A 22,429-nucleotide genomic window follows, 5' to 3' on the forward strand; every position below is an offset into this window, starting at 1 on the left:
TCTATTCTCATTATTAAAATAATAATTATAACTAAGAGAAGTCATAACCTAATTATTTGATTTGCTAGATCATTATGGATGTTTTTAGTTTCAATATATAATAAGTGGTAAAATTATATCACTTGGACCATTAGTGGGAGATATTATTTAATTAAATTAATAAAAATATACTCACAAGAATAAATAATAAGCTGCTTTCATTAATTTAAAAATAGTTGTTTTTTGGAATAAAATGCATCCTGTAAAATTTAAATTTTCAAGCATAATCTGCACACGGATATAACAACCTTAAAAGCTTTCAGAAATTTAGTTTATCTGAATAATTTGCAACCATATCAGGCTTGAAAGTGTTGTTAATTGGATGATGAATTCAAAATCTGCAATTGAGAAATCAAGAAAAGAAGATTAGGTATTGAACATATTTTTGGAACCTAAAATCTTTTAGATTCTTGCAGAGCTTTATTGAAATAAAGGTAAAAATTAGGCCTACGCTTCAATTTGATCACTTGAATTCAAAAGATGCAACTGACAAAAATGATTTGTGAATGGAGTCTAATGAGCGCAAATGGAAAGTTGGCAAGAGGATTTATTATCAGCATTTCTGATCGTACAAGATGAAGATGAGCTGTTTGAAGTAGTTAAATCTACAGCTTTAAAGCTTGGATTTGATTATTGTGCTTATGGTATGCAGTCACCCTTATCTATTGCTGAACCAAAAACGATTATGTTGAATAATTACCCTCAAGCATGGCAGAAGCGTTATGTAGAGCAACGCTATGTGAAGGTGGACCCAACCGTGCAGCATTGTATGGTCTCACTTCAACCTCTTGTATGGTCCAGCCAATGTGCAAAGACACAAGAAGAAAAAGAGTTCTGGGAGGAGGCACGTTCTTATGGTTTAAATGTTGGTTGGGCTCAGTCAAGCCGTGATTTTATTGGGACGAGAGGAATGTTAACACTCGCAAGATCTGCCGACCAATTATCAGAAAAAGAGCAAAAAGCACAATATACAAATATGTACTGGTTGACCCAAACAGTGCATTCCAGCATTGCTAAAATTGTAAATGATGTAGAGTTCTCTCAGTTTAATCTTTATTTAACGAACCGAGAAAAAGAGGCACTACGTTGGACGGCTGAGGGTAAAACGTCAGCAGAGATCGCGCAGATTCTTGGGGTGGCGGAAAGGACGGTAAATTTCCATCTCTGTAATTCGATGCAAAAGTTAAATGTGAACAATAAAATCTCAGCGGCTATTCGGGCTGTAATGCTTGGGCTTTTATAGAGATAAATAATAAAAAATTAATATTAAAATTTAAAAATAATTAGTTATAATGTTTTATTTTAAATTGGGTTAATTAAATATTTAAAATAGTTTTTAAACTTAAGATAAATTAATAATTAAAATGTTTTTAAATTAAATAAAGTGTAAGGTTTTATTTTAAATTTTGGTTATTAAAAAATAATAAAATTTATTTTTTAGAGAGAAGTTATTTATATTAGGATTCCTGCTATAACCTTCTAATGATTTATAAATAATCATATAAATTAAATAGATTAATTGTGGAACTTGTATCTTGGTTGCACATGAGATGCTTTTCAATCACTAAAATACTGATTAGATGATTTCAATTTAATACTTGACCCTTGAAAATAAAGGGGAACGAGAGAGTAGGTACTTTATGCTTGAATAACCTGTCATCATAAAAATGATGAATTATGTCACATATAACCATCTAAAATTAAAAGTTAGGTAAGAGAAGAGTTACAATTGAGCACAGATTTTAAGATTAAAAAAACATCAAAATTTTAGCTTTGTAATATCTAAATTAAGAGTAAAGATTGAGTATTAAGTTTAATTAATACAAGAATTAAAAATATATAACTGAATAAAAAATGATTTGTGAAAGCGGTCTGGCTTCTTAATTTTTGATAAATCACATCCAACCTGTAAACACTTACAGGTGTAATAAAAAACACTCGCACATAAAATATAATGTGAATTTATATTTTAAACAAAAAGTATATTCATTTTTTATTTAAAAACCCAGCTAGAAATTTAATTTCTGAATGAGCAGGTTTTAAGGGTTAATTATAATTAATCGGAGTAAGTTATGGCTGTAATGTGTACGGATAATATCATTGCAACTTTGGAATCCCATGCAAATTTACAGGGAGGTAAAACTGCTTTCGAGTATTTGGGACGCCAATCTGGTGGTATTCAATCTCTAACGTATGCAGATCTGAACGAGCGAGTTCAACACCAAGCTCAGATATTAATGAACCTTGTGGACAGCGGTGAGCGTGCAGTGTTGCTGTTCGAGCCTGGGCTAGACTTTATCGTATCATTCTTTGCTTGTCTGAAAGCTAAAATTATCGCAGTACCAGTTAGCTTGCCGTTTAATCGTAATGGTTTTTCTAATATTTTGAATATTATGAATGACTGTGAACCAAAGATAGTACTCACAACAAAAAAAATTCTTGAGCTATCAGGTCTAATCACATTAAAAGCTCAAAATGAAAGTTTAATACTACATGCGGTTGACGCCGAATTTCAGCGTGACTTGGTGGAAAAAGATTTTCCATATATTGATGCAGATGACGTTTGCTTCCTTCAATACACTTCAGGATCAACAGGTTGGCCTAAAGGTGTAATTGTCACCCACAAAAATATTATGGCAAATGAAGCCATGATTGCTGAAGCTTTTTGTACACAACCTGATGATATTGGCCTGACATGGCTGCCTGTTTATCACGACATGGGGTTAATTGGCTCAGTTTTGCAGACCGTATATGTTGGTTTGACCTGCTATGTGATGTCGCCACTAGACTTCATTCGAAAACCTCTTAAATGGCTACAATTCATTAGTGAAAAAGGCGTCACGATTAGTGGTGGACCAAATTTTGCGTATGAATTGTGCTTGCATCGCATCTCGGATGAAGATGCAGCAGCGCTTGATCTAAGCCATGTGCGTGTGCTGTTTAACGGTGCAGAGCCAATCAAGGCGCATGTCATGCAGCGTTTCATGGAGAAGTTCAATACTCAATCGAAATTGAAACTGGATACTTTCTTGCCATGCTATGGCTTGGCAGAGGTGACGCTCTTAGTCAGTGGTGTAACTGGTCCACTCAATGCAATTTCGCTTGATCGTGATAAGTTAAATGCTCACTTGGTACAGACCAGTCAGGATCAGACCGCGGTGCAAGTGGTGAGTTGTGGCAAGATCTCGGCACACATTGATTGCCGCATCGTCAATCCGCATACCCGTAAAGAAGTAGCAGCTCATGAAGTCGGTGAAATCTGGCTAGCAGGAGAGAGTGTTACAGCAGGCTACTGGCAGAAGCCAGAGGTCAATCAGGAAACCTTTGAAGCAACTATCCTTGATGAGGCAGATCAGCCGAGTAAAGAGTATTACTTAAGAACGGGTGATATGGGCTTTATTAAAGATGGAGACCTGTATGTCACTGGCCGTCTTAAGGATGTGATTATTATCCGTGGTAAGAACTATTACCCGCAAGACATCGAGTGCTCTGTTGAAACGGCACATCCTGCTGTTCGTAAAGGTTGTGTTGCAGCAGTAAATTTTGCTGACTCTGATGGTGTTACAGTTGTACTTGAAATCAAAAAGAAGTCATTAGATAAAACTCTTAATTTTGAAACCATCAGAACTCAGGTCAAAGAACAAGTGGCGGCTGACATTGGCTTGCCTGTAGACAGTGTCTATTTACTACATCAAGGCCGAATAAATAAGACCACGAGCGGCAAAATCAGAAGAAGAAAAATTAAAGAGCAGATCGAACGCGGTCAACTGGTCTGTTTAACCCATCCAAACCGTAGAACGGTGATTGCTCGAAACTATGTCAAGAACGGCTTAGAAGTCATCCGTGATCGTGAGCAGCGGGGGCAGCTGATTCGTTATAGCTCCAATCTACTCAACTCAATGATCAAGGAACGTGAAGTACGCACGTTGATTTTTAATCGTCTGAAAAGTGCTTTGTTTTAATCCTTACCCTTTAATCATCTTGAGTGAAAATCCATGTCACTTACGTCCAATTTGCGGCAGTTTCAATCTGCCGCTCGTCTGGAGCAAATTTTAGGCTCCGTACATGATACTAATAATGATTTTTCTTGGTCCGCAGCTATCGAGCGCGATGAGAAAGAGCAATATCCTCAGCGAGCTGTTGATTTTCTAAATGCAGTGGGTATGAACCGTTTCTATGTGCCTTCAGAGCTTGGAGGTCGCATGGAAATTGGTGAAGAGTTGTTATATCTACATCGTGTGTTGGCACGACGTGATCTAACCATCAATTCGACCTATAGCACGAATGCTTGGTCCGTGATTGTATGGATCGGTGGTAATGAGAACCAATGCCAAAATATTGCTAGTCGAATTTTGAGTGGTGCTGCTCCAGCGCTGGCTTATAGCGAGAAAGCTCATGGTGCCGACCTACTATCTAGTGAAGTGACAGCACAATCTGCCGAGAGCAAATATGTCTTAAATGGCGAAAAATGGTCGATCAATCGTGCCACTTTAGGTGACTCTTTAAGTCTGATCGCTAAAACATCGAATGATCGTGGACCACGTAGTTTAAGTGCTTTCTGGCTCGATAAGCGTCATATGGCTTCTAAAGGAACGTATAGCCTGAACCGCCTGCCAACAGTGGGTATGCGTGGGCTAGATATCAGTGGTATTGGCTTTAACAATGCTGAAATTCACAAAGATGCTTTGATCGGTGAAGAAGGCCAAGGGTTAGAGCTTGGTCTTAAGACCCTACAGGTAACACGTGCATATTGCAGTAGCTTCTCTCTTGGTGCTGGCGATACCATGCTACGTATCGCGACCGAGTTTGCTATTGAACGCGAGTTATATAATAAAAAAGTAATAAGCATTCCGTTGGTACGTGAGCAACTCGCGACAGCCTATGCCTACCTTTTAGCTGCTGAGGTGTTATCACTCGTTGGTGCGCGTGGGTTACACGTTTGTATCAATCAGTTCAGTACATGGTCACCAATCGTCAAAGTACTCGTACCTGAGTATGTAGAGTCACTCGCCAAGATCACTTCTTCAGTGCTTGGGTCGCGTTTTTTCTTAAGAAATGCATATGCGGATGGTATGTATCAGAAAGCATTCAGAGACCATCTAATTGTTAGTGTGTTTGACGGCAGTAGCACCGTCTGTCTAGACAGCCTGAGTTTCCAGCTCAAATCTGCCAATAAAGGTCGTAGCAAAAAAGCTGACCATCTCAACCAAGCCGAAGCTAAAGCACGCTATCGCCAGTTGTATGACTTGCAGGTAGAGACAGGTGCTATTGATTTCCGCGAGCTTGAAATTTTCAACCGAGATGGTGACTTGGTGATGGAATCACTAGGGACAATCATCGAAATGCTCAACGATGCCGATGTCACAGCAGGATTGTCTGCTGAGACACTCACCACGCTACGTGAACAAGCAAACCAACTTCTGGTTGAACAGCATTCTTTGGATCAAAAAATTCAGGATTACTTCTCAAATTCTGAGCAGAGCAAAGAGTTTGAAACCTTGCGCTTTAGTCTTGCGCGTAGTTATGCAGAGTTATTTGCTCGCATTGCTGTGCTGGGTTTCTGGGTTTTCAACCGTCATGGCTTAAGACCTGCTTTACAGGATGGTGCATGGCTGATCATTTTCTTAAATGCCGCTGAAGGGCAGACCGCTCCTCCAATGACGTCATTACGTGAAAGCACATTGGCAGATTTGCTAGACCGAATTTCAACCAACCATATGTTATCTGTCATCGATTTTGCATTGGCACCACGTGATGCCAAACCGGTTAAAGAGGAAATTACCCCATGAATAAAGATAAAGCTTACTGGAGCGCAATCATTCGTACGCTAGTAGCCAAAGAAATGCGCGTAGAGCCTGAGACGATTGATCCAGACCAAAAATTTACCAGTTACGGTCTTGATTCGATCGTTGCTTTGTCTGTGTCTGGGGACTTAGAAGATCTGACAAAACTGGAGCTTGAGCCGACACTATTATGGGATTACCCAACTATCAATGCGTTGGCTGAATATCTTGTTTCTGAGTTGCAACAGGGAGTTGCTTCATGAACAACCTTGCACGACTAGAACCGGAAGTTCTGTCTCGTCATGCGATTTCTGCGGAACAGCTTGGTATTTGGTACATCCAACGTCTAGAGCCAACTTGCAGTGCCTACAATATGGTGGTGGCCTTTGATGTGAAGGTTAACCAACCATTAGGCAATAAGCCGATGGAGATTCTGGAAGCGGTAATGCATGATTATCCGCTGTTGCGTGTCAGCATGCCTGCCAATGATCAGGGGATTGAACAACTGATCTGGGATCGCGTGTATCCGAATATCATCTTTTCTGATGCTCGTCATATTGAAGCTTCTGATTTGACGCAATTGGTTGAACAGGATACTAAGCAGCCGTTTGACCTGACTCAGCCACCTTTATGGCGTATCCATTGTTATGAGCGTGGACAAAATCACTATGTGATTGCCGTTGTGATTCATCATGCGCTCATGGATTTTTGGTCAATTGGTCTGTTGCTACGAGACGTCAGCAAACGTTTTGGACTCGTTGCAGAGTCGGATACAGTGAACGGAATTGAGTTTGCACAGTATGCCGATAAGCAGCAGAGCAGCGTAATCGATGATGCTGATGAAAGTTTAATTTTCTGGAAAAATGCACTGAAGCATGCACCACATGTGCATAGCATTCCACTTGATTATCCTCGTCCAGCTGTACAGCAGCATAAGGGTAGCTCACTGGCTTTCCGTGTACCTGAATCAGTGTCATCTGGTCTTGTAAATTTGGCGAAAGATTATGAGATCACATTGTTCGGACTTGTGCTATCTGGTTTCTATATCCTGCTGCACAAACTATCTAATGAAAATAATCTAGTCATTGCCACACCTGTAGCTGGTCGACTTGAACGCTCTTTGCGTAATGCATTGGGGCAGTTCGTCAACACAATAGCTATCCAGATGGACATCGATGCTGATTTGACGTTACGTCAATTTACCCAGCAGGTTCAGGAACAATTAAGACAGAGCCTTAAGCATCAAAAAGTTGCTTTTTCTAGAGTAGTTGAGGCTGTTTCACCAAAGCGTGATGGCAGTATTAACCCATTGGCTCAGGTAGGAATGTTCTGGGAACGTCTAGGGGGGATGGATGAGTTTAAAGAATTACTTCTGCCAATTCAGACTCCAGCCACTTTAGTTGGACAAGATTTGACGTTAGGAAGTTTTCCGGTTCGCCAGCAAGAAGGACAGTTGGATATTACGCTGGAAATGGGCGGTGAATATCAAGGTGAACTTGTTGGTGTACTGAAATACAACACTGATCTATTTTCTGCGCAATCTGCCGAAAATATGGTGCAACTGATGCAAGCTGTACTATCTGAGATGGTGGCTCACCCTGAACGTAAGATCGTTGAGTTAGATATCGCACCTGATTATAAAGATGGTATTCAGTTCGAGGCCCTCCGTGGAAAGGCGACTGATTATGCTCAGCATGATCTATTCGCAATGATTCTCAAGCAGATTGATGAGCGTGGTGACAATCATGCTTTGACCTCAAATGATCATACGGTTAGCTATCGTGAGTTAGGTCAACATATTGCGGGTATTGCTGAATATTTGCGTGCACATGGCATTACACATGGCGATCGTGTAGGTCTAATGTTAGACCGCACAGCATTATTGCCAGCAGCAATACTTGGAATCTGGGCGGCAGGGGCAGCTTATGTGCCACTGGATCCTAACTTCCCAACAGAACGTCTACAAAACATCATTGAAGATGCCGAACCTAAAGTCATCTTGACTCAAACCGAGTTAATGGATGCTCTTAACAGTTCTGTGCCTCGCTTAGATATCAATCAAGCTGGTGTTGTGGCACTTGAGAAAGTGCGCGAGACGCTTGCCTTTGGTGACATAGCTTATGTGATGTACACATCAGGTTCGACAGGTAAGCCTAAAGGTGTTCGTATTGGGCATCCTTCAATTATCAATTTCTTGCTATCTATGAATGATAGATTGCAAGTAACGACTGAAACTCAGTTGTTAGCAATCACCACATATGCATTTGATATTTCAATTCTTGAATTACTCATTCCGCTGATGTACGGCGGTGTGGTGCATGTTTGCCCACGTGAAGTATCACAAGATGGTAATCAACTCGTAGATTATCTAAATGCTAAGTCTATCAATGTGTTACAGGCTACACCGGCTTCTTGGAAAATGCTCCTAGACAGCGAGTGGGGCGGCAATGCAGGGTTGACTGCACTCTGTGGAGGCGAAGCGTTAGATACTATTCTGGCAGAAAAACTGCTGGGTAAAGTCGGTTGCCTATGGAATGTCTATGGTCCGACCGAAACTACAGTGTGGTCTAGTGCAGCTCGTATCACCGATGCAAAGTGTATTGATTTAGGTGAACCACTGGCGAACACCCAGCTTTATGTCCTTGATGAGCAGCAGCGTTTAGTTCCACCAGGCGTTATGGGTGAGCTTTGGATTGGCGGTGATGGTCTGGCAGTTGATTACTGGCATCGACCTGAATTGACAGATGCACAATTTACAACTTTGCCATCTCTACCAAATGCTGGTCGACTCTACCGAACAGGGGACAAAGTCTGTCTGCGTACAGATGGACGCTTGACTCATCATGGACGTCTAGACTTTCAAGTCAAAATCCGTGGATTCCGTATCGAATTAGGTGAAATCGAGAATGTTCTCAAACAGATCGACGGTATCACAGATGCAGTAGTGCTGGTTAAGACTACAGCTGGCAATGACCAGAAATTGGTGGCATATGTAACTGGACAAGAGCTTGATATTGCCGGTTTGAAAAAGACCATGCAAATCCATCTTCCAGCTTATATGGTGCCAAGTGCGTTTATCCGATTGGATGAATTTCCAATGACGGCCAACAATAAGTTGGATCGTAAGGCATTTCCTGAGCCAGTGTTTGAGCAGAGCAATGATTATGTTGCACCGCGTGATCCGATCGAAATCGAGCTGTGTACTACCTTTGAACAGATCTTGTCGGTCAAGCGAGTTGGTATACATGATGATTTCTTCGAACTAGGTGGGCATTCACTATTAGCTGTGAAGCTTGTTAACCATCTTAAAAAGGCTTTCGGTACCGAACTGTCAGTTGCTTTGTTGGCACAGTACTCCACTGTGGAGCGTCTGGGTGAGATCATTCGCGAAAATAAAGAAATTAAGCCATCCATCGTAATTGAACTACGCCGTGGAACCTATGAACAACCGCTGTGGCTGTTCCATCCAATTGGTGGCAGTACCTTCTGTTATATGGAGCTTTCGCGTCATCTCAATCCGAACCGTACCTTACGTGCTATTCAGTCTCCTGGACTGATTGAAGCCGATGCTGCGGAAGTGGCGATTGAAGAAATGGCGACGCTCTATATTGCTGAAATGCAAAAGATGCAGCCTCAAGGACCTTATTTCCTCGGTGGCTGGTGTTTCGGGGGGGCGATTGCATATGAGATCAGTCGTCAGTTGCGTCAAATGGGGCAACAGGTCACAGGTATTGTCATGATCGATACTCGTGCTCCAATTCCAGAAAATGTGCCTGAAGATGCCGACGATGCCATGCTTTTGTCTTGGTTCGCCCGTGATTTGGCTGCACCTTATGGCAAAAAGTTAACGATCCCAGCGCAATATTTGCGTGAATTGAGTCCAGATCAAATGTTTGATCATGTACTTAAAGAAGCTAAAGCCATTAATGTTCTGCCTCTCGATGCTGATCCATCAGATTTCCGACTTTACTTTGATACCTATTTGGCGAATGGCATCGCACTCCAAACCTATTTCCCAGACCCTGAAGATTTTCCAATTCTTTTGGTTAAGGCCAAAGATGAGCAGGAAGACTTTGGAGAAAGTCTAGGTTGGGATCAACTGGTCAAAGAAACGTTTACACAAGTGGATTTGCCTGGTGACCATTCATCAATTATGTACGCTGAGAATGTCGTGGCTGTAGCCCAGACAATTGATCAGATGTACCCAATTCCTGCATAAGAAATACAAGAAGGTAGAACCACTATGGTGACCATAGAACATGCTTTCCTCATACCGGCCGAGATTGACAAGGTTTTCAACTACCTTGCAAACCCGGCCAATGATGCAGGTTGGCAATTGTCGTGTAAGCATTCTGAGCTGCTAGACAGTACTCCGCGTGTGGGTAGTAAGTACGAAATTGGTTTTAGCTTTATTGGGCGTGAAATGTCCTTTAAAGGTGAAATTACACATCTAGTACCGAACGAATTGTATGCGTTTAAAGTAGTGGAAGGACCCTTTCACTACACCGGTACTTACCGTTTCAAGCCACATCCGGAAGGTACGTGGATTGAATGGGTGTTTGAGGCAGAACCAGGTAGCTTTTTTGGTGTATTGCCGCCAGCGCTGCTAAAAAAGATGGTGCTCGCTCAGTTCAAGAAAGATGTTGATAATCTTCAAGCATTGGCTCAGAAGGGTGAAGCCTATGAGTCGGTTGGCAATGAAAATAAACCAACTATCGAGACCAGTAAACCACCTCGTAAGACTCAACAAATGATGGAGAAATACGCGCGTTGGATTCTTAGCCATCGTCGTATTGTCTTGACTGTGGTGATGCTCTTAACACTTGCTCTAGCGTATCTGGCATCTGGTGTAAAAATTATTATTGACCCAGATGCACTTGCGCCTAAAGGGCATCCTTATATCACCTCGACCAAGCTGATTGAAAAGAAATTCGGCTCCAAATATATGGTTGTGATCGGTATTACACCGAAGCAGGGTGATATTTATCAGCCGCAGGTGTTGGAGAAAGTCAAACGCATTACCGAAGAAGTTGATAATGCACCGGGCGTAGTCCGTTCCACTATGATGAGTCTGGCTGCACGTCAGGCGAAAGGTATCGAGGCGAATGCAGAAGGGTTCGATGCCAAGAAACTATTGCCGAGTAGTTCAGTCACTCAGGAAGATATTGATCACCTGAAAAAACTACTGGCACTGAATCCAACCTATATGAATTCAGTGGTATCTAAAGATCAACGAACTGCTGCGATTTTGCTTGAGCTTGAGGAAAGTCCAGAGGGCTTCCAGAAAATGATGGGCCCAATCAACAAAATCGTAGAGAGTGAACAATCTAAAGATATGACCATCAGTGTCGGTGGTAATCCTGTGTATCTGGATAAAGCTGAAGACTACTCTAAGCGTATCAATATCTTGTTCCCGATTGCCGTACTGGTGATTGGTTTATTGCACTTTGAAGCATTCCGCAGCAAGCAAGGTTTGATTCTGCCACTCGTTACAGCTTTGTTGGCTGTGGCATGGGGTATGGGCATGATGGGCTTGTTCAAACAGCCAATGGATATCTTTAACTCGCCTACACCAATTCTGATTCTGGCCATTGCAGCAGGGCACGCTGTGCAGTTGCTCAAGCGCTACTATGAAGATTTTGATCGTCTGATTGCTCAAGGAATGGAGCCTAAAGCTGCAAATAGCGAAGCTGTAGTGCAGTCTTTGGTTCGTGTTGGGCCAGTTATGGTGCTGGCTGGTGGTATTGCAGCAGCTGGATTCTTCTCTCTGTTGACTTTCAACATTCCAACTATTCGTTCATTCGGTATTTTTACAGGAATCGGGATTATCAGTACGCTGGTGATCGAGATGACTTTTATTCCGGCACTACGCTCAATGTTGCCACCGCCTTCGGTCGTGAAGGTCAAACGTAAAGGCTTGCCAATTTGGGATTGGATTCCAAACCGTATTGGTGATGTCATTTTGTCAGTTCGTCCACGAATGATGCTAATGACTGCGATTGCGGCAATGGGTGTCTTACTTGCTATCGGCACGAGCCGTATTGTGGTGGATAACGATAGCCGTAATTTCTTCTCTCGCGACTTACCAATGCAACAAGACGACAGATTCTTGAATCAGTCTCTTGGTGGCACAAACAGCCTTTACATTATGGTTGATACCAAAGTTCGTGATGGTATTGAAAACCCTGAAATCCTAAAAGCGATTGATAATACTGAAAAGTTCGCAAACTCAATTCCAGAGGTCGGTAAAACCATCTCTATCGTGGACTATATCAAACGAATGAATCAGGCAATGAATGCTGATCAGCCACAGGCATTTCAGGTTCCTGCAACCAAAGATGTCGTTGCTCAGTATCTGCTGTTGTATTCAATGTCTGGTGAGCCGACTGATTTTGATTCATACATTGATACCACTCAGCGCTATGCCAAGATCACGATTCTTCTGAAAACTGGCAGTAATCATCGCATTAAAGAAATCCTTGAGTCGCTAAAAACCTATATGGCAGGTCAATTGGGCGATAAAGCAGTCGTGAGTTTTGGTGGTGATGTGACGCAAACTATTGCTTTGACTGAAACGATGGTTCACGGCAAGCTCATGAACATTCTACAAATTTCATTTGCCGTATTCTTTATTTCAGCATTGGTTTTCCGTTCGATTTCAGCGGGACTCATTGTTCTGACTCCACTTCTGTTCTCTATTCTTGCCATCTTTGGCGTGATGGGCTGGCTCGACATTCCGCTCAATATTCCGAACTCTCTCATCTCGGCCATGGCTGTAGGTATTGGTGCGGATTATGCCATCTACTTCCTCTACCGCTTGCGTGAAATCTTGCGCGAAGAAGGCGGCGATATCAAAGACGCTATTCGTAAAACTTTAAGTACTGCTGGTAAGGCTTCTCTTTTTGTCGCGACTGCGGTTGCCGGTGGGTATGGCGTATTGTCTTTGTCACAAGGCTTCCACGTCCATCAATGGCTCGCAATGTTTATTGTGATTGCGATGCTTTTCAGTGTATTTGCAACCTTAATTATGGTACCTACAATGATTCTGATGTTGAAACCTCGTTTTATCTTTTCTTCAAATAAGAAGAGCGTTCCTGTTGCACAAACTGTTGTGACAAGCCTTTTGTTAGGTACAGCGCTTACAATGTCGATGCCTAAAACATCTCATGCAGATGAAGTTCAAGATATTGTTAATCGTAGTGATGATGCCTCTAAGTTCTTATCTTCAACAGCTAGCGCCAAATTTATTTTGACCTCTAAAAATGGCGAGCAACGTGTACGTTTAACTAAAAACATGACCAAGCTTGCTGGAAATACTCAGAACAACATGCGTTTGACTGAGTTCATCTCGCCAGCAGATGTCCAAGGAACCACGACGCTGTTAATTGAAAATGCGAAAGGCAGCGATAGTATGTTTGTCTATTTGCCTGCATTGAAAAAAGTACGCCGTCTTGCATCAGCGAATAAGGGTGATGCTTTTATTGGTACGGACTTTAGTTATGGTGATGTTCTTGGCTATAAGCTCAGTGACTGGAAGTACACGAAACTTGCAGATGGCAAATTTAATGGCAAAGATTGCTACATGATTGAAGCAACACCAATTAATAATACGGTGAAGAGTGACTTTGGTTATAGCAAACGTCGTATGTGCATCCTCAAAGATAACTTTGTTACGGCAACTATCGACATTTGGGATACTGCAGGTAAACCTTTAAAACACATTGAATTCACCGATATCCGTCCTTACGGTAAAGTGAAACCAAGATGGCAGGCCATGAAATCTATGGCGAAAAATCTGCAAACTCAACATATGACACAAGTAATCGTCAATGATTTTGCGGCAGAAAAAACCTTATCCGATAAGCTTTTCTCACCACAGAGTCTTGAAAAATGACGCAAGGTGCCTATTGGGTATTTGCATGCTGCAGTAGCTTTATGCTAGTGCAGCATGCTTATGCAGATGACAGCGAAATTAGTTTTGTGAGCCAGAACTCAGCCAGACTCGATGTGTGGTCATCAGATCGTGATTTAAGTTCGTTAAAAAACATTGGACAGGCAAGTTTCTGGTCCAATGGTACGCTCAAGTTTAACCCTGCATTTAAACTGCATTACGACATAGTGGTTGGAGACGAAACGGACCATACTGTGAACCCAGATCAAGTGAGTAAGGTAAACCGCAACTTACGTGAGTTGTATGCCTCTTATAACTGGGATCAGACCGTCTATGTCGATGTTGGTCGTCAGATTGTCATCTGGGGAAGGGCTGATGGGATTAACCCAACGGATAATCTATCACCTCGTGACTATACGCGTTTAGTGCCAGATGAGACAGATCAGCGTCTTGGAAATGATGCACTCAAATTGACGTATATCCCTGAATCTGGAACCAATAAGTGGACTGCATTGTGGTATCCGCGTAGTCGTTCAGATGTAATTCCATTGCGTCAAATTGCTGGTGTTCAGTATGACATAGACCGTAAGAGCCGTCCTATGTTTGCAGTACGTTGGGATTATTCTGTAGATGGCCTAGATGTCGGGGCATCATATTTTTCAGGTTTAGATCACATGCCTGATCTATCACTACAGTCGTTATCTCCAACAGGAGCAACATTACAACTGAAAAATAATCCTATGTCTGTCTATGGAGTAGATTTCAGTTATAACCATAACGATATCGTATGGAGAGGTGAAGCTGCCTATACAAAAACTGACTCAGATGGCAGTGAAGATATTACCCATAAGAAAAATAATTTAACTGTGGTCATGGGACCAGAATTGTCATTAAAAAATTCCACGCTGAGTTTAATGGGCGTGTATAAACATACGGAGGATGTAAGGTCTGCCGATAGCTTAACAGATCCATTATTGAGAGAAGTTTATCGTTATCAGCAAACAATCAGTGACCAGTATCAACAGAATCAGTATGGGGCTATGCTGCGTTATGCACTTAACCTAATGAATGACAACCTAAAGCTAGAGTTTACAGGATTCTATTTTGCACCAGAGCCTAATGAATTGTTGAGAGTACGTATTAACTACAACCTCAATGATCACTGGCAGTTGAATGCAGGCGGAGATCGCTTCTGGGGCAGAAATGATACAGTGTTAGGACAATTTAGAGATAACAGTCTGGTATATGCCCAGATTCGATATAACTTTTAAGATAATTCGCTCCAAAACAATGCTGGAGTGCCCAGTCCCTAATAAGGTGATTTATGGATAATTTAAATAACGCAAAAAAAGATAATTTTTCACGGAAGACCATATTAGTAACAGGTGCAGCAGGTTTTATTGGCAGCAGGCTGATTGTTGATCTTCTACGGGAAGGTCATCAGGTAATTGCTGCGCTGCGTAATGCCGCAACCAAGAAAGATAAGCTGTTAGGTTTTATCGCAACAGAAGGACTAGCCGATCCGTCTATTTCGTTTGTTGAATATGATTTAAGCCGTGATTTTAAGCTGGACTCTTTACTAGCAGATGCTCAGACAAAGATCCATGTAATTTATCATCTCGCAGCATCATTTAATTGGGGCATTAGCAAAGCTGAAGCTGAGCGTACGAATATTAAGTCAGGACTTGCCTTAATTGAATGGGCTGCAACATTGAAGCAGCTTGAGCGATTTATCTGGATTGGCGGGTATCGTGTGGCTGCACCGCCGCAAGAATCGGCTGATGAGTTGTATTGCAAACATGGTGGCTATGAAGCTTCAAAAATTTTGGGTTATCAAGCTTTCATTGAGGCCTGTAAGCGTTTAAATGTGCCATGGACTGCAATAAATCCAGCAACAGTCATTGATGGTTTTTATAACTATGGCGATATGCAGTATATCGGTATTGCTGACATGATTGATAAGCTCTATCAGGGACGTCTACTGGCATTGCCAGGTGGCCGTGACACATTCCTGCCACTATGTAATATGCAGTATATCGTGAGCTTTTTGATCCGAACGATGTCTTATCCTGAGACCATTGCTCAGGAGTATATGCTGCTTGATCCTGCGACGCCGAAATTTCATCGCTTAGTTCACCTCGCTGCTGAGCACCTAGGAGTGAGCATTCCACATTTACAAGTACCCAAAGGTCTATTAGAGAAATTACCTGAGGTATTACTTGATGGTTCTAAAGAACAACTCTCTTTCATTTCTACCGAGCACTATCATGTTGCTGAGGCAGAGGCGATGGCGGCGAAGATGGGTATTGCGGACCTGATCAATATCATGCCTTATTTTTCTCGCTGGATTGATCGTTTGGTGCTTACACGCTTTGGTCGTATGCAAGTACCAACACCTAATTCTTTTAGCTATCAGAACCGATATTGGACAGAAATCTATACTAAACAGTCAGTTGGTTCAGAAAAATCTTCCGCACTATTTTTACACGGCATTCCATTCGATAGTGCATGTTGGTCTCCAATCATCAATAAAATCACATATGATCAGGTCGCTATGATGGACTTACCCGGACTTGGGCGTTCGGGTAGTTATGAGGTGATGGAGGATAACAATCATCATTTTATTGACACTGCTGCAGAGCTTTTAGCGCCAAATAGTGTTGTGATTGCCCACTCGTTAGGGTGCCTCTTTGCATTAAACCTTGCAAAGAAATATCCAGAAAAAGTTGCACGCCTTATTCTCATATCGCCTTATTTTGTTCAGGCACAGGCTGCTAAAATGTTTCAGATACAAGCCATATCGAAACTCATTTTCCGTTTTGTGCCAAAAGATGTGATTGCTAAAGATCTGCATCCAGATGGACAACAAAATCTGTCAGTAAGATATGCGATGGACTCACTACGCCGTTTGTCAGTGTCTAAGCATATTAGTGAGTACATGCACCACATTAATTTGCCGCAGCAGCGCGCTACACAGACAGCTTTACTCACTGAACTTCGCTCTAAAATCGAGATTATTGTTGGGGAAAACGACCCAGTTGTTACCACAATCAGTCCTGAGATTCCTGTACATATCATCGCTGGTGCAGGTCATAATCCGCACGTTACCCATGTAGAAGCGGTTTATGATTATCTTACACCGGTACTGACAAAGTACATCAGCACTACAGCACAGCTTAGTGATGTCTGATATAGCCCAAGTACAGGTTTTTGTTTGCCCAGTTTCACGGGTACCACAAGATCACGTGATATTGAGTCATTATCTCAGCTTTCTCAACGAGGTTGAAAAGTTGAGATATGATCAATATCTTCCTCATGCTGCACGTCTTTTTTTAATTTCTCGTGTATTAACGAAGTCTGTTTTAGCAGATAAGCTGGGTATCTCACCCCATGAAGTTAATATTCAATTACAACCGAACGGCAAACCTTTTGTGCAAGGCAGTAAGGCTATTTATTTTAATCTTAGCCACTCAGCGGACGTTATTGTCCTTGCTGTGACTGAAGAAGGAGAAATAGGTGTTGATGTTGAACGAGTGAATCGAGAGTTCGAATGGAGGCGTGTCGACAGTGTATTAGACCTAAGCGAAATAGAGTGGATTCAGGAAAATGAACTGATTGACCCATTCAGCGTATATCAACGGTTTTTTCAAATATGGACCTTAAAGGAATCCTATATTAAATGTACTGGGCATGGAATGAGCAGCCATTTAAAGAAGCTTAACTTTCATATCTTGCCTGAACATATACGGTTTCTTGATGCAACTAAGGATGCTCAAGACACAGAGCAATATCATTTTCAAAGCTATATCTATGATTGTAATTTTATATTTTCCATATGTTTACAACAGAGCCACAATATAAGACGCTTTAACTTGGAGTGTTTTCAATTATTGCCACGTATATCTATTCACCAAATTACTCCAGTACTTTGCAAATATAACTAGATGAGATCGTTATAACTGACGATTCAAAAATATGAATCTGGTAGAGAATAGAAAGCCTTTAGTTGGAATTGAACCGAGTTTTTCTCAATAAGTTGTGTGGTAAATTGATAGAGTATAAAAATTATGAATCGATAAAAAGAAAAAAGCCCCAGTCTTTTGACTAGGGCCTTTTAAATTTGGAGCGGGAAACGAGACTCGAACTCGCGACCCCAACCTTGGCAAGGTTATGCTCTACCAACTGAGCTATTCCCGCATATATGAGCAGTTTTTACTAAAACTTTCTCAAAAAAAACCAATTTGGAGCGGGAAACGAGACTCGAACTCGCGACCCCAACCTTGGCAAGGTTATGCTCTACCAACTGAGCTATTCCCGCGTGCCGCTTATAATACATTAAGCAAAACAAGGGTCAACAACTTTATGCAAATAATTATGCTGATTGCATAAAATAAAAACAGAAATGAGCATTTAAAGTTATTTTTATCGATAAGTTGCCGAATAAATAGACATTTTGTTTGAAGTCAAAGCATACAAGAGCAACTTTTGTTTGTGCGTAGACAGGGTATACTAAGTCCAAATATACGAATAATCGTAAAAGGAAAAGCTATGAGCCTTGAACAACAGTTGATTGAACGGTTACAAACCCTTGCACCTAGCCATTTGGAAGTTATTAACGAGTCTGCCAGCCACGGTGGTTATTTCCCAGGTAAAGAATCACATTTTAAAGTGATTGTGGTAAGTGAAGAGTTTAACGGGTTGCGTTTGGTTCAACGTCATCAAAAAGTTTATGCCTTGGCTTCTGATTTAATGAATCCGGGACAAATCCATGCTTTAGCAATCCATGCCTATTTGCCAAGTGAGTGGCAAGGACAAGCGCCAGCGAGCCCAGAATGTGCACATGCACCTAAAAGCTAAGGGCTGATTTATGGACGCACATTTGATCACTAAAATTATTCATATGACTGCAGTAGCTGCCGCACTTATGGTGTTTGTTTTACGCGCTTCTACACTGTTCATTGGGGTACAAGGTCAACAACCTAACCCAGCAGGGCGCAAAGTATTAGTTGCTTTGCAACATTTGTCATTTACTGTGGTTTTTATTACGGGTGCAATTTTACTGGTAATGAAGAACTTTCAGGTCCAACCATGGTTTTACGCGAAAATTATCTTATTTTTAGTGCTGTTATCATCACTAATGAAAGCCTTTAAAAAGGATGACACTATTTTACTTGCCCAGCGCCGTGCAGGTTTAGCTATTAGTGCAGTCGCATTTATTGCCATTATTATTTTGGTGATCGTGAAACCAGTTTTTGCTTAATTGTTCTACATTCTTTGCCTTTTTGCTTAAGCTCTGGGTTAAACTGCATACAATAAAAAAATATGTAGAGGGAAGCATGCTAACTCGTGTGGTGTTTAACCAAAAAGGCGGTGTAGGGAAATCAAGTATTACTGTAAATTTGGCTGCGATTAGTGCCAAACATGGCTTCAGGACCTTGGTTATCGATCTTGATCCTCAAGCCAACTCTAGCCAATACCTTTTAGGCGAAGAAGCAACATACGCTGCTGATAAAGCCGTTTTAGAACCAAATATTGAAAACTTCTTTGAAGATGTGCTGGGGAATAATCAACAAAAAGGCTTAATTGGTAATGCACTAGGCTCAATTTTAAAAGCTCCTCGTAACAAAGATCTCGACAGTTTTGTGCACTCTACATCTTTTGCAAAATTAGATGTGCTTCCAGCAAGTCCTACGCTTGGCGCACTTGAGCACGCGCTTGAAAGCAAGCATAAAATTTATAAGTTGCGTGATTCTATTCAAAGCTTAATTGGGCGCTATGACCGTATTTATATCGATACACCGCCGGCCTTTAACTTTTTCACGTTGTCTGCCTTAATTGCAGCAGATAAAGTTCTGATTCCTTTCGACTGTGATGTGTTTTCAAAGCGTGCGTTACAAACATTGATTGAAAATGTTCTCGAAACGCAAGATGATCATAATGATCGCTTGGAAATTGAAGGAATTGTGGTGAATCAGTTCCAATCCCAAGCAAAATTACCGCGGGAAGTGGTTCAACAGTTAAAAGATGAAGGCTTACCTGTGCTTAATAGCATGTTACCGCCTTCGATTTTAATGAAAGAATCACATCAGAAAAATTTACCTTTGGCTCACTTGGCGCCAGAACATAAATTGACTCAGTCTTATGAGGCATTGTTCAGCGAAATTGAACCAAAAAGATAAGAGAAAAATGATGAAAGGCTTATATATTGTGCCTTTGGCAGCAGCCACTTTACTATTGGGCGCTTGTGCCACGACGGTAAAACCGACTTATGTGTCTCCGACGCAGTATCAATCTTTGAGTTGCCAGCAACTGCAAAGTGAATATAACCGCATTCAACAATATATCGACAATGGTGTACAGACTCCAAAAAGTACAGGTATGGGTGTTGGCGTTGGACTTGGTGGTGGCTGGGGACGCGGCGGTTGGGGTTTTGGTCCATCCATCTCTGTCAACATGGGGCAATCTTCTTCAACCAAGAACACCGAACTTTCACGTGTAATGGGACAACAAGAAGCGATTGTTCAGGCTGCTCAGTTTAAAAATTGTCCAATTATTGTCCGTAAAAAGGCGAATTAATAATCAATTTTTCATCACAATATGCTAATCAGAGCATATTGTGATGATTAAAGTTTAGCAAAATGTTTCATAATAAAATAAATATAAATCAATAACTTTTTAATAATGTAATATTAAATTAGCTGTATTTTTTCTAGTCGAAATACTCTCTAAACTTGCTATATTTTGCCTATTTCGTTTAAGGTGGCCGCATCTTTACCAATGTGGAAACTTTATGATTGAAAGCTGGTTTTTTGTATTAGCAATGTTGGCTGTGTTGCTTATCCCGGGCCCGACAAATGCACTACTTGCAACCGCTGCTCACTCACAAGGTTTATCTAAAACATTCTGGCTTATTCCAATGCAATGGTTGGGTTATGCTTATGGGATTAGCTTTTGGGCTGTGTTTATTCATTTAGCAGCACCTGTTTGGCCTGCGCTACTGCTCATTTTGCATATTACGAGTGTGTTATATGTGTTCTGGATGGCATTTCGTTTATGGAAAACTACGCATTTACAGCAGTTTAGTCAGAACCACCGTAATATTCGCCCACGTCAGTTATTCTTCTCTACTTTAAAAAATCCTAAGTCCTTACTTTTTGCAGCTGGTATTTTTCCTGCCGAAACATGGAATTCACCTGAAAATTTTCTTATGGTCTTTGCAGCTTTTACTTTGACGCTTATTCCTGCGGCGAGCTTTTGGATGATTTTTGGACGTGCTTTATTGACGGGTTCAATGCAAAAAATAAAAGCCGATCATTTATATAAAGGATCGGCCATGTTACTCATTTTATGTATGCTTCCCGTGGTATTTCGTTTCTTCTAAATGCAGTCTTAAACGTTAGCCTTACGGTTTTTTAACTTCTCGCGAATAAACCCGATAATACCCGGTAGAACACTAATAATAATGATGCCGAAAATAAGATGGGTAAAGTTGTCTTTTACAACTGGCATATTTCCAAATAAATAACCTAAGGTTACAAAAGAAGCCACCCAGCAGAATGCTCCAATTAAGTTATATGTCAGGAAAAACTTATAATTCATACTACCAGCACCAGCAACAAAAGGAGCAAAGGTACGGGCAAATGGAATGAATCGAGCAAAAATAATTGTTTTGCCACCATGGCGGGCAAAGAATTCTTGAGTTTTCGTTAAATGCTGTTTGTTAATGAGGCGGGAATTCATTTCAAACACACGTGGACCGATAAAACGTCCAATATGATAGTTCACTGTGTCGCCTAGAACAGCTGCAAGGAAGAGTAGAGTACCCAACAACCATGGATCCATCTTACCTGTAGACGCGGCTAAAGCACCTGCTGCAAATAATAAACTATCGCCTGGCAAGAACGGCATAACCACTAGACCGGTTTCGACAAAAATAATTAAAAATAAAATGCCATAAATCCAGGTCCCGTAATTTGTAATAAATTCGGCCAGATGCTGGTCAACGTGTAGAATAAAATCAAGAAGTTCCATGAGATAACTAAGTGGTAAACCGTGCTCAAATCGTAGCAGTGAGCCTATAGAAAGTCAGTATAAAACATCAAAAATATACAAATTGATCATTCTATTTGTGCAACGATATATATGGATTTTGTATATTTAATTATCAATGTCCCAAACCTAGAATAAGTTCATCAACAAATAAGCATTTAAATAAAGGTGGCTGTATGTTTAATCCAAATGTGGTGGTCAAAAATATCGTAACGCAACCAGGCGCGGACAGTTTTATTAGCCTTGTTGCTCGTGTACTTATTGCGTATATCTTCCTTGTTGCTGGCTGGGGAAAAATTACTGGTTATGCTGCAACTGTAGGTTATATGGAAGCGATGGGTGTTCCAGGTGGAATTCTACCATTAGTCATTTTGGTTGAGTTCGGTGGTGGTTTAGCCTTGTTATTTGGTTTCCAAGCACGTTTTGCAGCTTTTGGTCTTGGAATCTTTAGTATTTTAACTGCGTTCTTGTTCCACCAAGGTGGTGCTGATGCAGCAGCGCAATATAACAATGGCATCCACTTTATGAAAAACTTTGCAATGGCGGGTGGATTATTCTTCTTGATGCTTCACGGTGCTGGACGTATTAGCCTAGACCATGCAATTGAAAAATAATATTCAAGACAAAATAAAAACCGGATGATCAATTCATCCGGTTTTTATATTTA

The 22,429-nt window shown here is 41.2% G+C and carries 16 protein-coding genes and 2 tRNA genes; 15 read left to right on the plus strand and 3 right to left on the minus strand.

Features of this window, described 5'->3' with window-relative positions:
* Window positions 1–565: 565 nt before the first annotated feature.
* The 9 genes from abaR to ACH63V_RS14190 all read left to right on the plus strand — a co-directional run bounded on the left by abaR (window position 566) and on the right by ACH63V_RS14190 (window position 17,657).
* Complete coding sequence (abaR, locus tag ACH63V_RS14150) at window positions 566–1,282, plus strand: LuxR family transcriptional regulator AbaR (RefSeq protein ID WP_396463851.1); 717 nt, start codon at window positions 566–568, stop codon at window positions 1,280–1,282.
* A gap of 829 nt (window positions 1,283–2,111) precedes the next feature.
* The gene (locus tag ACH63V_RS14155; protein ID WP_396463852.1) at window positions 2,112–4,001 is read left to right on the plus strand and encodes a fatty acyl-AMP ligase; all 1,890 of its coding nucleotides are present in this window, start codon (window positions 2,112–2,114) and stop codon (window positions 3,999–4,001) included.
* Between the two features lie 51 nt (window positions 4,002–4,052).
* Window positions 4,053–5,828 (plus strand): acyl-CoA dehydrogenase, encoded by a 1,776-nt coding sequence (locus ACH63V_RS14160; protein ID WP_396463865.1) that lies wholly within the window; start codon window positions 4,053–4,055, stop codon window positions 5,826–5,828.
* Entirely contained in the window at window positions 5,825–6,085 is a 261-nt protein-coding gene (locus ACH63V_RS14165) for an acyl carrier protein (protein ID WP_001030690.1), read from the plus strand. The genes ACH63V_RS14160 and ACH63V_RS14165 overlap by 4 nt, the downstream gene beginning before the upstream one ends.
* On the plus strand, window positions 6,082–10,041 hold the full coding sequence (locus ACH63V_RS14170) for an amino acid adenylation domain-containing protein (protein ID WP_396463853.1): 3,960 nt from the start codon (window positions 6,082–6,084) through the stop codon (window positions 10,039–10,041). The genes ACH63V_RS14165 and ACH63V_RS14170 overlap by 4 nt, the downstream gene beginning before the upstream one ends.
* A 24-nt stretch (window positions 10,042–10,065) precedes the next feature.
* Window positions 10,066–13,716: an outer membrane lipoprotein-sorting protein gene (locus ACH63V_RS14175; RefSeq protein ID WP_396463854.1), complete on the plus strand. Its 3,651-nt coding sequence runs from the start codon at window positions 10,066–10,068 to the stop codon at window positions 13,714–13,716.
* Window positions 13,713–14,984: a porin gene (locus ACH63V_RS14180; RefSeq protein ID WP_396463855.1), complete on the plus strand. Its 1,272-nt coding sequence runs from the start codon at window positions 13,713–13,715 to the stop codon at window positions 14,982–14,984. Before ACH63V_RS14175 ends, ACH63V_RS14180 begins: the two co-directional genes overlap by 4 nt.
* A 53-nt stretch (window positions 14,985–15,037) precedes the next feature.
* Entirely contained in the window at window positions 15,038–16,903 is a 1,866-nt protein-coding gene (locus ACH63V_RS14185) for an alpha/beta fold hydrolase (protein ID WP_396463856.1), read from the plus strand.
* On the plus strand, window positions 16,896–17,657 hold the full coding sequence (locus ACH63V_RS14190; RefSeq protein WP_396463857.1) for a 4'-phosphopantetheinyl transferase family protein: 762 nt from the start codon (window positions 16,896–16,898) through the stop codon (window positions 17,655–17,657). Before ACH63V_RS14185 ends, ACH63V_RS14190 begins: the two co-directional genes overlap by 8 nt.
* 177 nt (window positions 17,658–17,834) lie before the next feature.
* Here ACH63V_RS14190 and ACH63V_RS14195 read toward each other — a convergent pair.
* Window positions 17,835–17,910 (minus strand) — tRNA-Gly (locus ACH63V_RS14195).
* A gap of 45 nt (window positions 17,911–17,955) precedes the next feature.
* A tRNA-Gly gene (locus ACH63V_RS14200) sits at window positions 17,956–18,031 on the minus strand.
* 230 nt (window positions 18,032–18,261) lie between these two features.
* Here ACH63V_RS14200 and ACH63V_RS14205 point away from each other — a divergent pair.
* From ACH63V_RS14205 to ACH63V_RS14225, 5 genes are all read left to right on the plus strand, one after another.
* The gene (locus ACH63V_RS14205; RefSeq protein ID WP_031998423.1) at window positions 18,262–18,570 is read left to right on the plus strand and encodes a BolA family transcriptional regulator; all 309 of its coding nucleotides are present in this window, start codon (window positions 18,262–18,264) and stop codon (window positions 18,568–18,570) included.
* 10 nt (window positions 18,571–18,580) lie between these two features.
* Window positions 18,581–18,973 carry a SirB2 family protein gene (locus tag ACH63V_RS14210; RefSeq protein ID WP_019457982.1) on the plus strand — a complete coding sequence of 131 codons (393 nt, stop codon included), beginning with the start codon at window positions 18,581–18,583 and terminating at the stop codon, window positions 18,971–18,973.
* A 76-nt stretch (window positions 18,974–19,049) separates the two neighbouring features.
* On the plus strand, window positions 19,050–19,892 hold the full coding sequence (locus ACH63V_RS14215; protein WP_308965596.1) for a ParA family protein: 843 nt from the start codon (window positions 19,050–19,052) through the stop codon (window positions 19,890–19,892).
* Window positions 19,893–19,902: 10 nt separating this feature from the next.
* Complete coding sequence (locus tag ACH63V_RS14220; RefSeq protein WP_193329928.1) at window positions 19,903–20,289, plus strand: hypothetical protein; 387 nt, start codon at window positions 19,903–19,905, stop codon at window positions 20,287–20,289.
* Between the two features lie 214 nt (window positions 20,290–20,503).
* The gene (locus ACH63V_RS14225) at window positions 20,504–21,094 is read left to right on the plus strand and encodes a LysE family translocator (protein ID WP_004883927.1); all 591 of its coding nucleotides are present in this window, start codon (window positions 20,504–20,506) and stop codon (window positions 21,092–21,094) included.
* Window positions 21,095–21,102: 8 nt separating this feature from the next.
* Here the strand turns inward: ACH63V_RS14225 and ACH63V_RS14230 are convergent, their stop codons facing one another.
* Window positions 21,103–21,744, minus strand: a complete 642-nt coding sequence (locus ACH63V_RS14230) for a DedA family protein (RefSeq protein ID WP_016803506.1) — start codon at window positions 21,742–21,744, stop codon at window positions 21,103–21,105.
* A gap of 194 nt (window positions 21,745–21,938) precedes the next feature.
* Between ACH63V_RS14230 and ACH63V_RS14235 the strand changes: the two genes are divergently transcribed.
* The gene (locus ACH63V_RS14235; RefSeq protein WP_263612690.1) at window positions 21,939–22,376 is read left to right on the plus strand and encodes a DoxX family protein; all 438 of its coding nucleotides are present in this window, start codon (window positions 21,939–21,941) and stop codon (window positions 22,374–22,376) included.
* Window positions 22,377–22,429: the final 53 nt, after the last annotated feature.

This window comes from Acinetobacter sp. ABJ-A23_2 (assembly GCF_044538765.1).
GTDB lineage: Bacteria > Pseudomonadota > Gammaproteobacteria > Pseudomonadales > Moraxellaceae > Acinetobacter > Acinetobacter nosocomialis_A.

What these genes read in the sequence shown, in the direction of transcription:
- abaR (WP_396463851.1), top strand. Translation starts at nt 566, where the DNA reads ATGGAAAGTTGGCAAGAGGATTTATTATCAGCATTTCTGATCGTACAA.
- ACH63V_RS14155 (WP_396463852.1), top strand. Translation starts at nt 2,112, where the DNA reads ATGGCTGTAATGTGTACGGATAATATCATTGCAACTTTGGAATCCCAT.
- ACH63V_RS14165 (WP_001030690.1), top strand. Translation starts at nt 5,825, where the DNA reads ATGAATAAAGATAAAGCTTACTGGAGCGCAATCATTCGTACGCTAGTA.
- ACH63V_RS14170 (WP_396463853.1), top strand. Translation starts at nt 6,082, where the DNA reads ATGAACAACCTTGCACGACTAGAACCGGAAGTTCTGTCTCGTCATGCG.
- ACH63V_RS14175 (WP_396463854.1), top strand. Translation starts at nt 10,066, where the DNA reads ATGGTGACCATAGAACATGCTTTCCTCATACCGGCCGAGATTGACAAG.
- ACH63V_RS14180 (WP_396463855.1), top strand. Translation starts at nt 13,713, where the DNA reads ATGACGCAAGGTGCCTATTGGGTATTTGCATGCTGCAGTAGCTTTATG.
- ACH63V_RS14185 (WP_396463856.1), top strand. Translation starts at nt 15,038, where the DNA reads ATGGATAATTTAAATAACGCAAAAAAAGATAATTTTTCACGGAAGACC.
- ACH63V_RS14190 (WP_396463857.1), top strand. Translation starts at nt 16,896, where the DNA reads ATGTCTGATATAGCCCAAGTACAGGTTTTTGTTTGCCCAGTTTCACGG.
- ACH63V_RS14205 (WP_031998423.1), top strand. Translation starts at nt 18,262, where the DNA reads ATGAGCCTTGAACAACAGTTGATTGAACGGTTACAAACCCTTGCACCT.
- ACH63V_RS14210 (WP_019457982.1), top strand. Translation starts at nt 18,581, where the DNA reads ATGGACGCACATTTGATCACTAAAATTATTCATATGACTGCAGTAGCT.
- ACH63V_RS14215 (WP_308965596.1), top strand. Translation starts at nt 19,050, where the DNA reads ATGCTAACTCGTGTGGTGTTTAACCAAAAAGGCGGTGTAGGGAAATCA.
- ACH63V_RS14220 (WP_193329928.1), top strand. Translation starts at nt 19,903, where the DNA reads ATGAAAGGCTTATATATTGTGCCTTTGGCAGCAGCCACTTTACTATTG.
- ACH63V_RS14225 (WP_004883927.1), top strand. Translation starts at nt 20,504, where the DNA reads ATGATTGAAAGCTGGTTTTTTGTATTAGCAATGTTGGCTGTGTTGCTT.
- ACH63V_RS14230 (WP_016803506.1), bottom strand. Translation starts at nt 21,744, where the DNA reads ATGGAACTTCTTGATTTTATTCTACACGTTGACCAGCATCTGGCCGAA.
- ACH63V_RS14235 (WP_263612690.1), top strand. Translation starts at nt 21,939, where the DNA reads ATGTTTAATCCAAATGTGGTGGTCAAAAATATCGTAACGCAACCAGGC.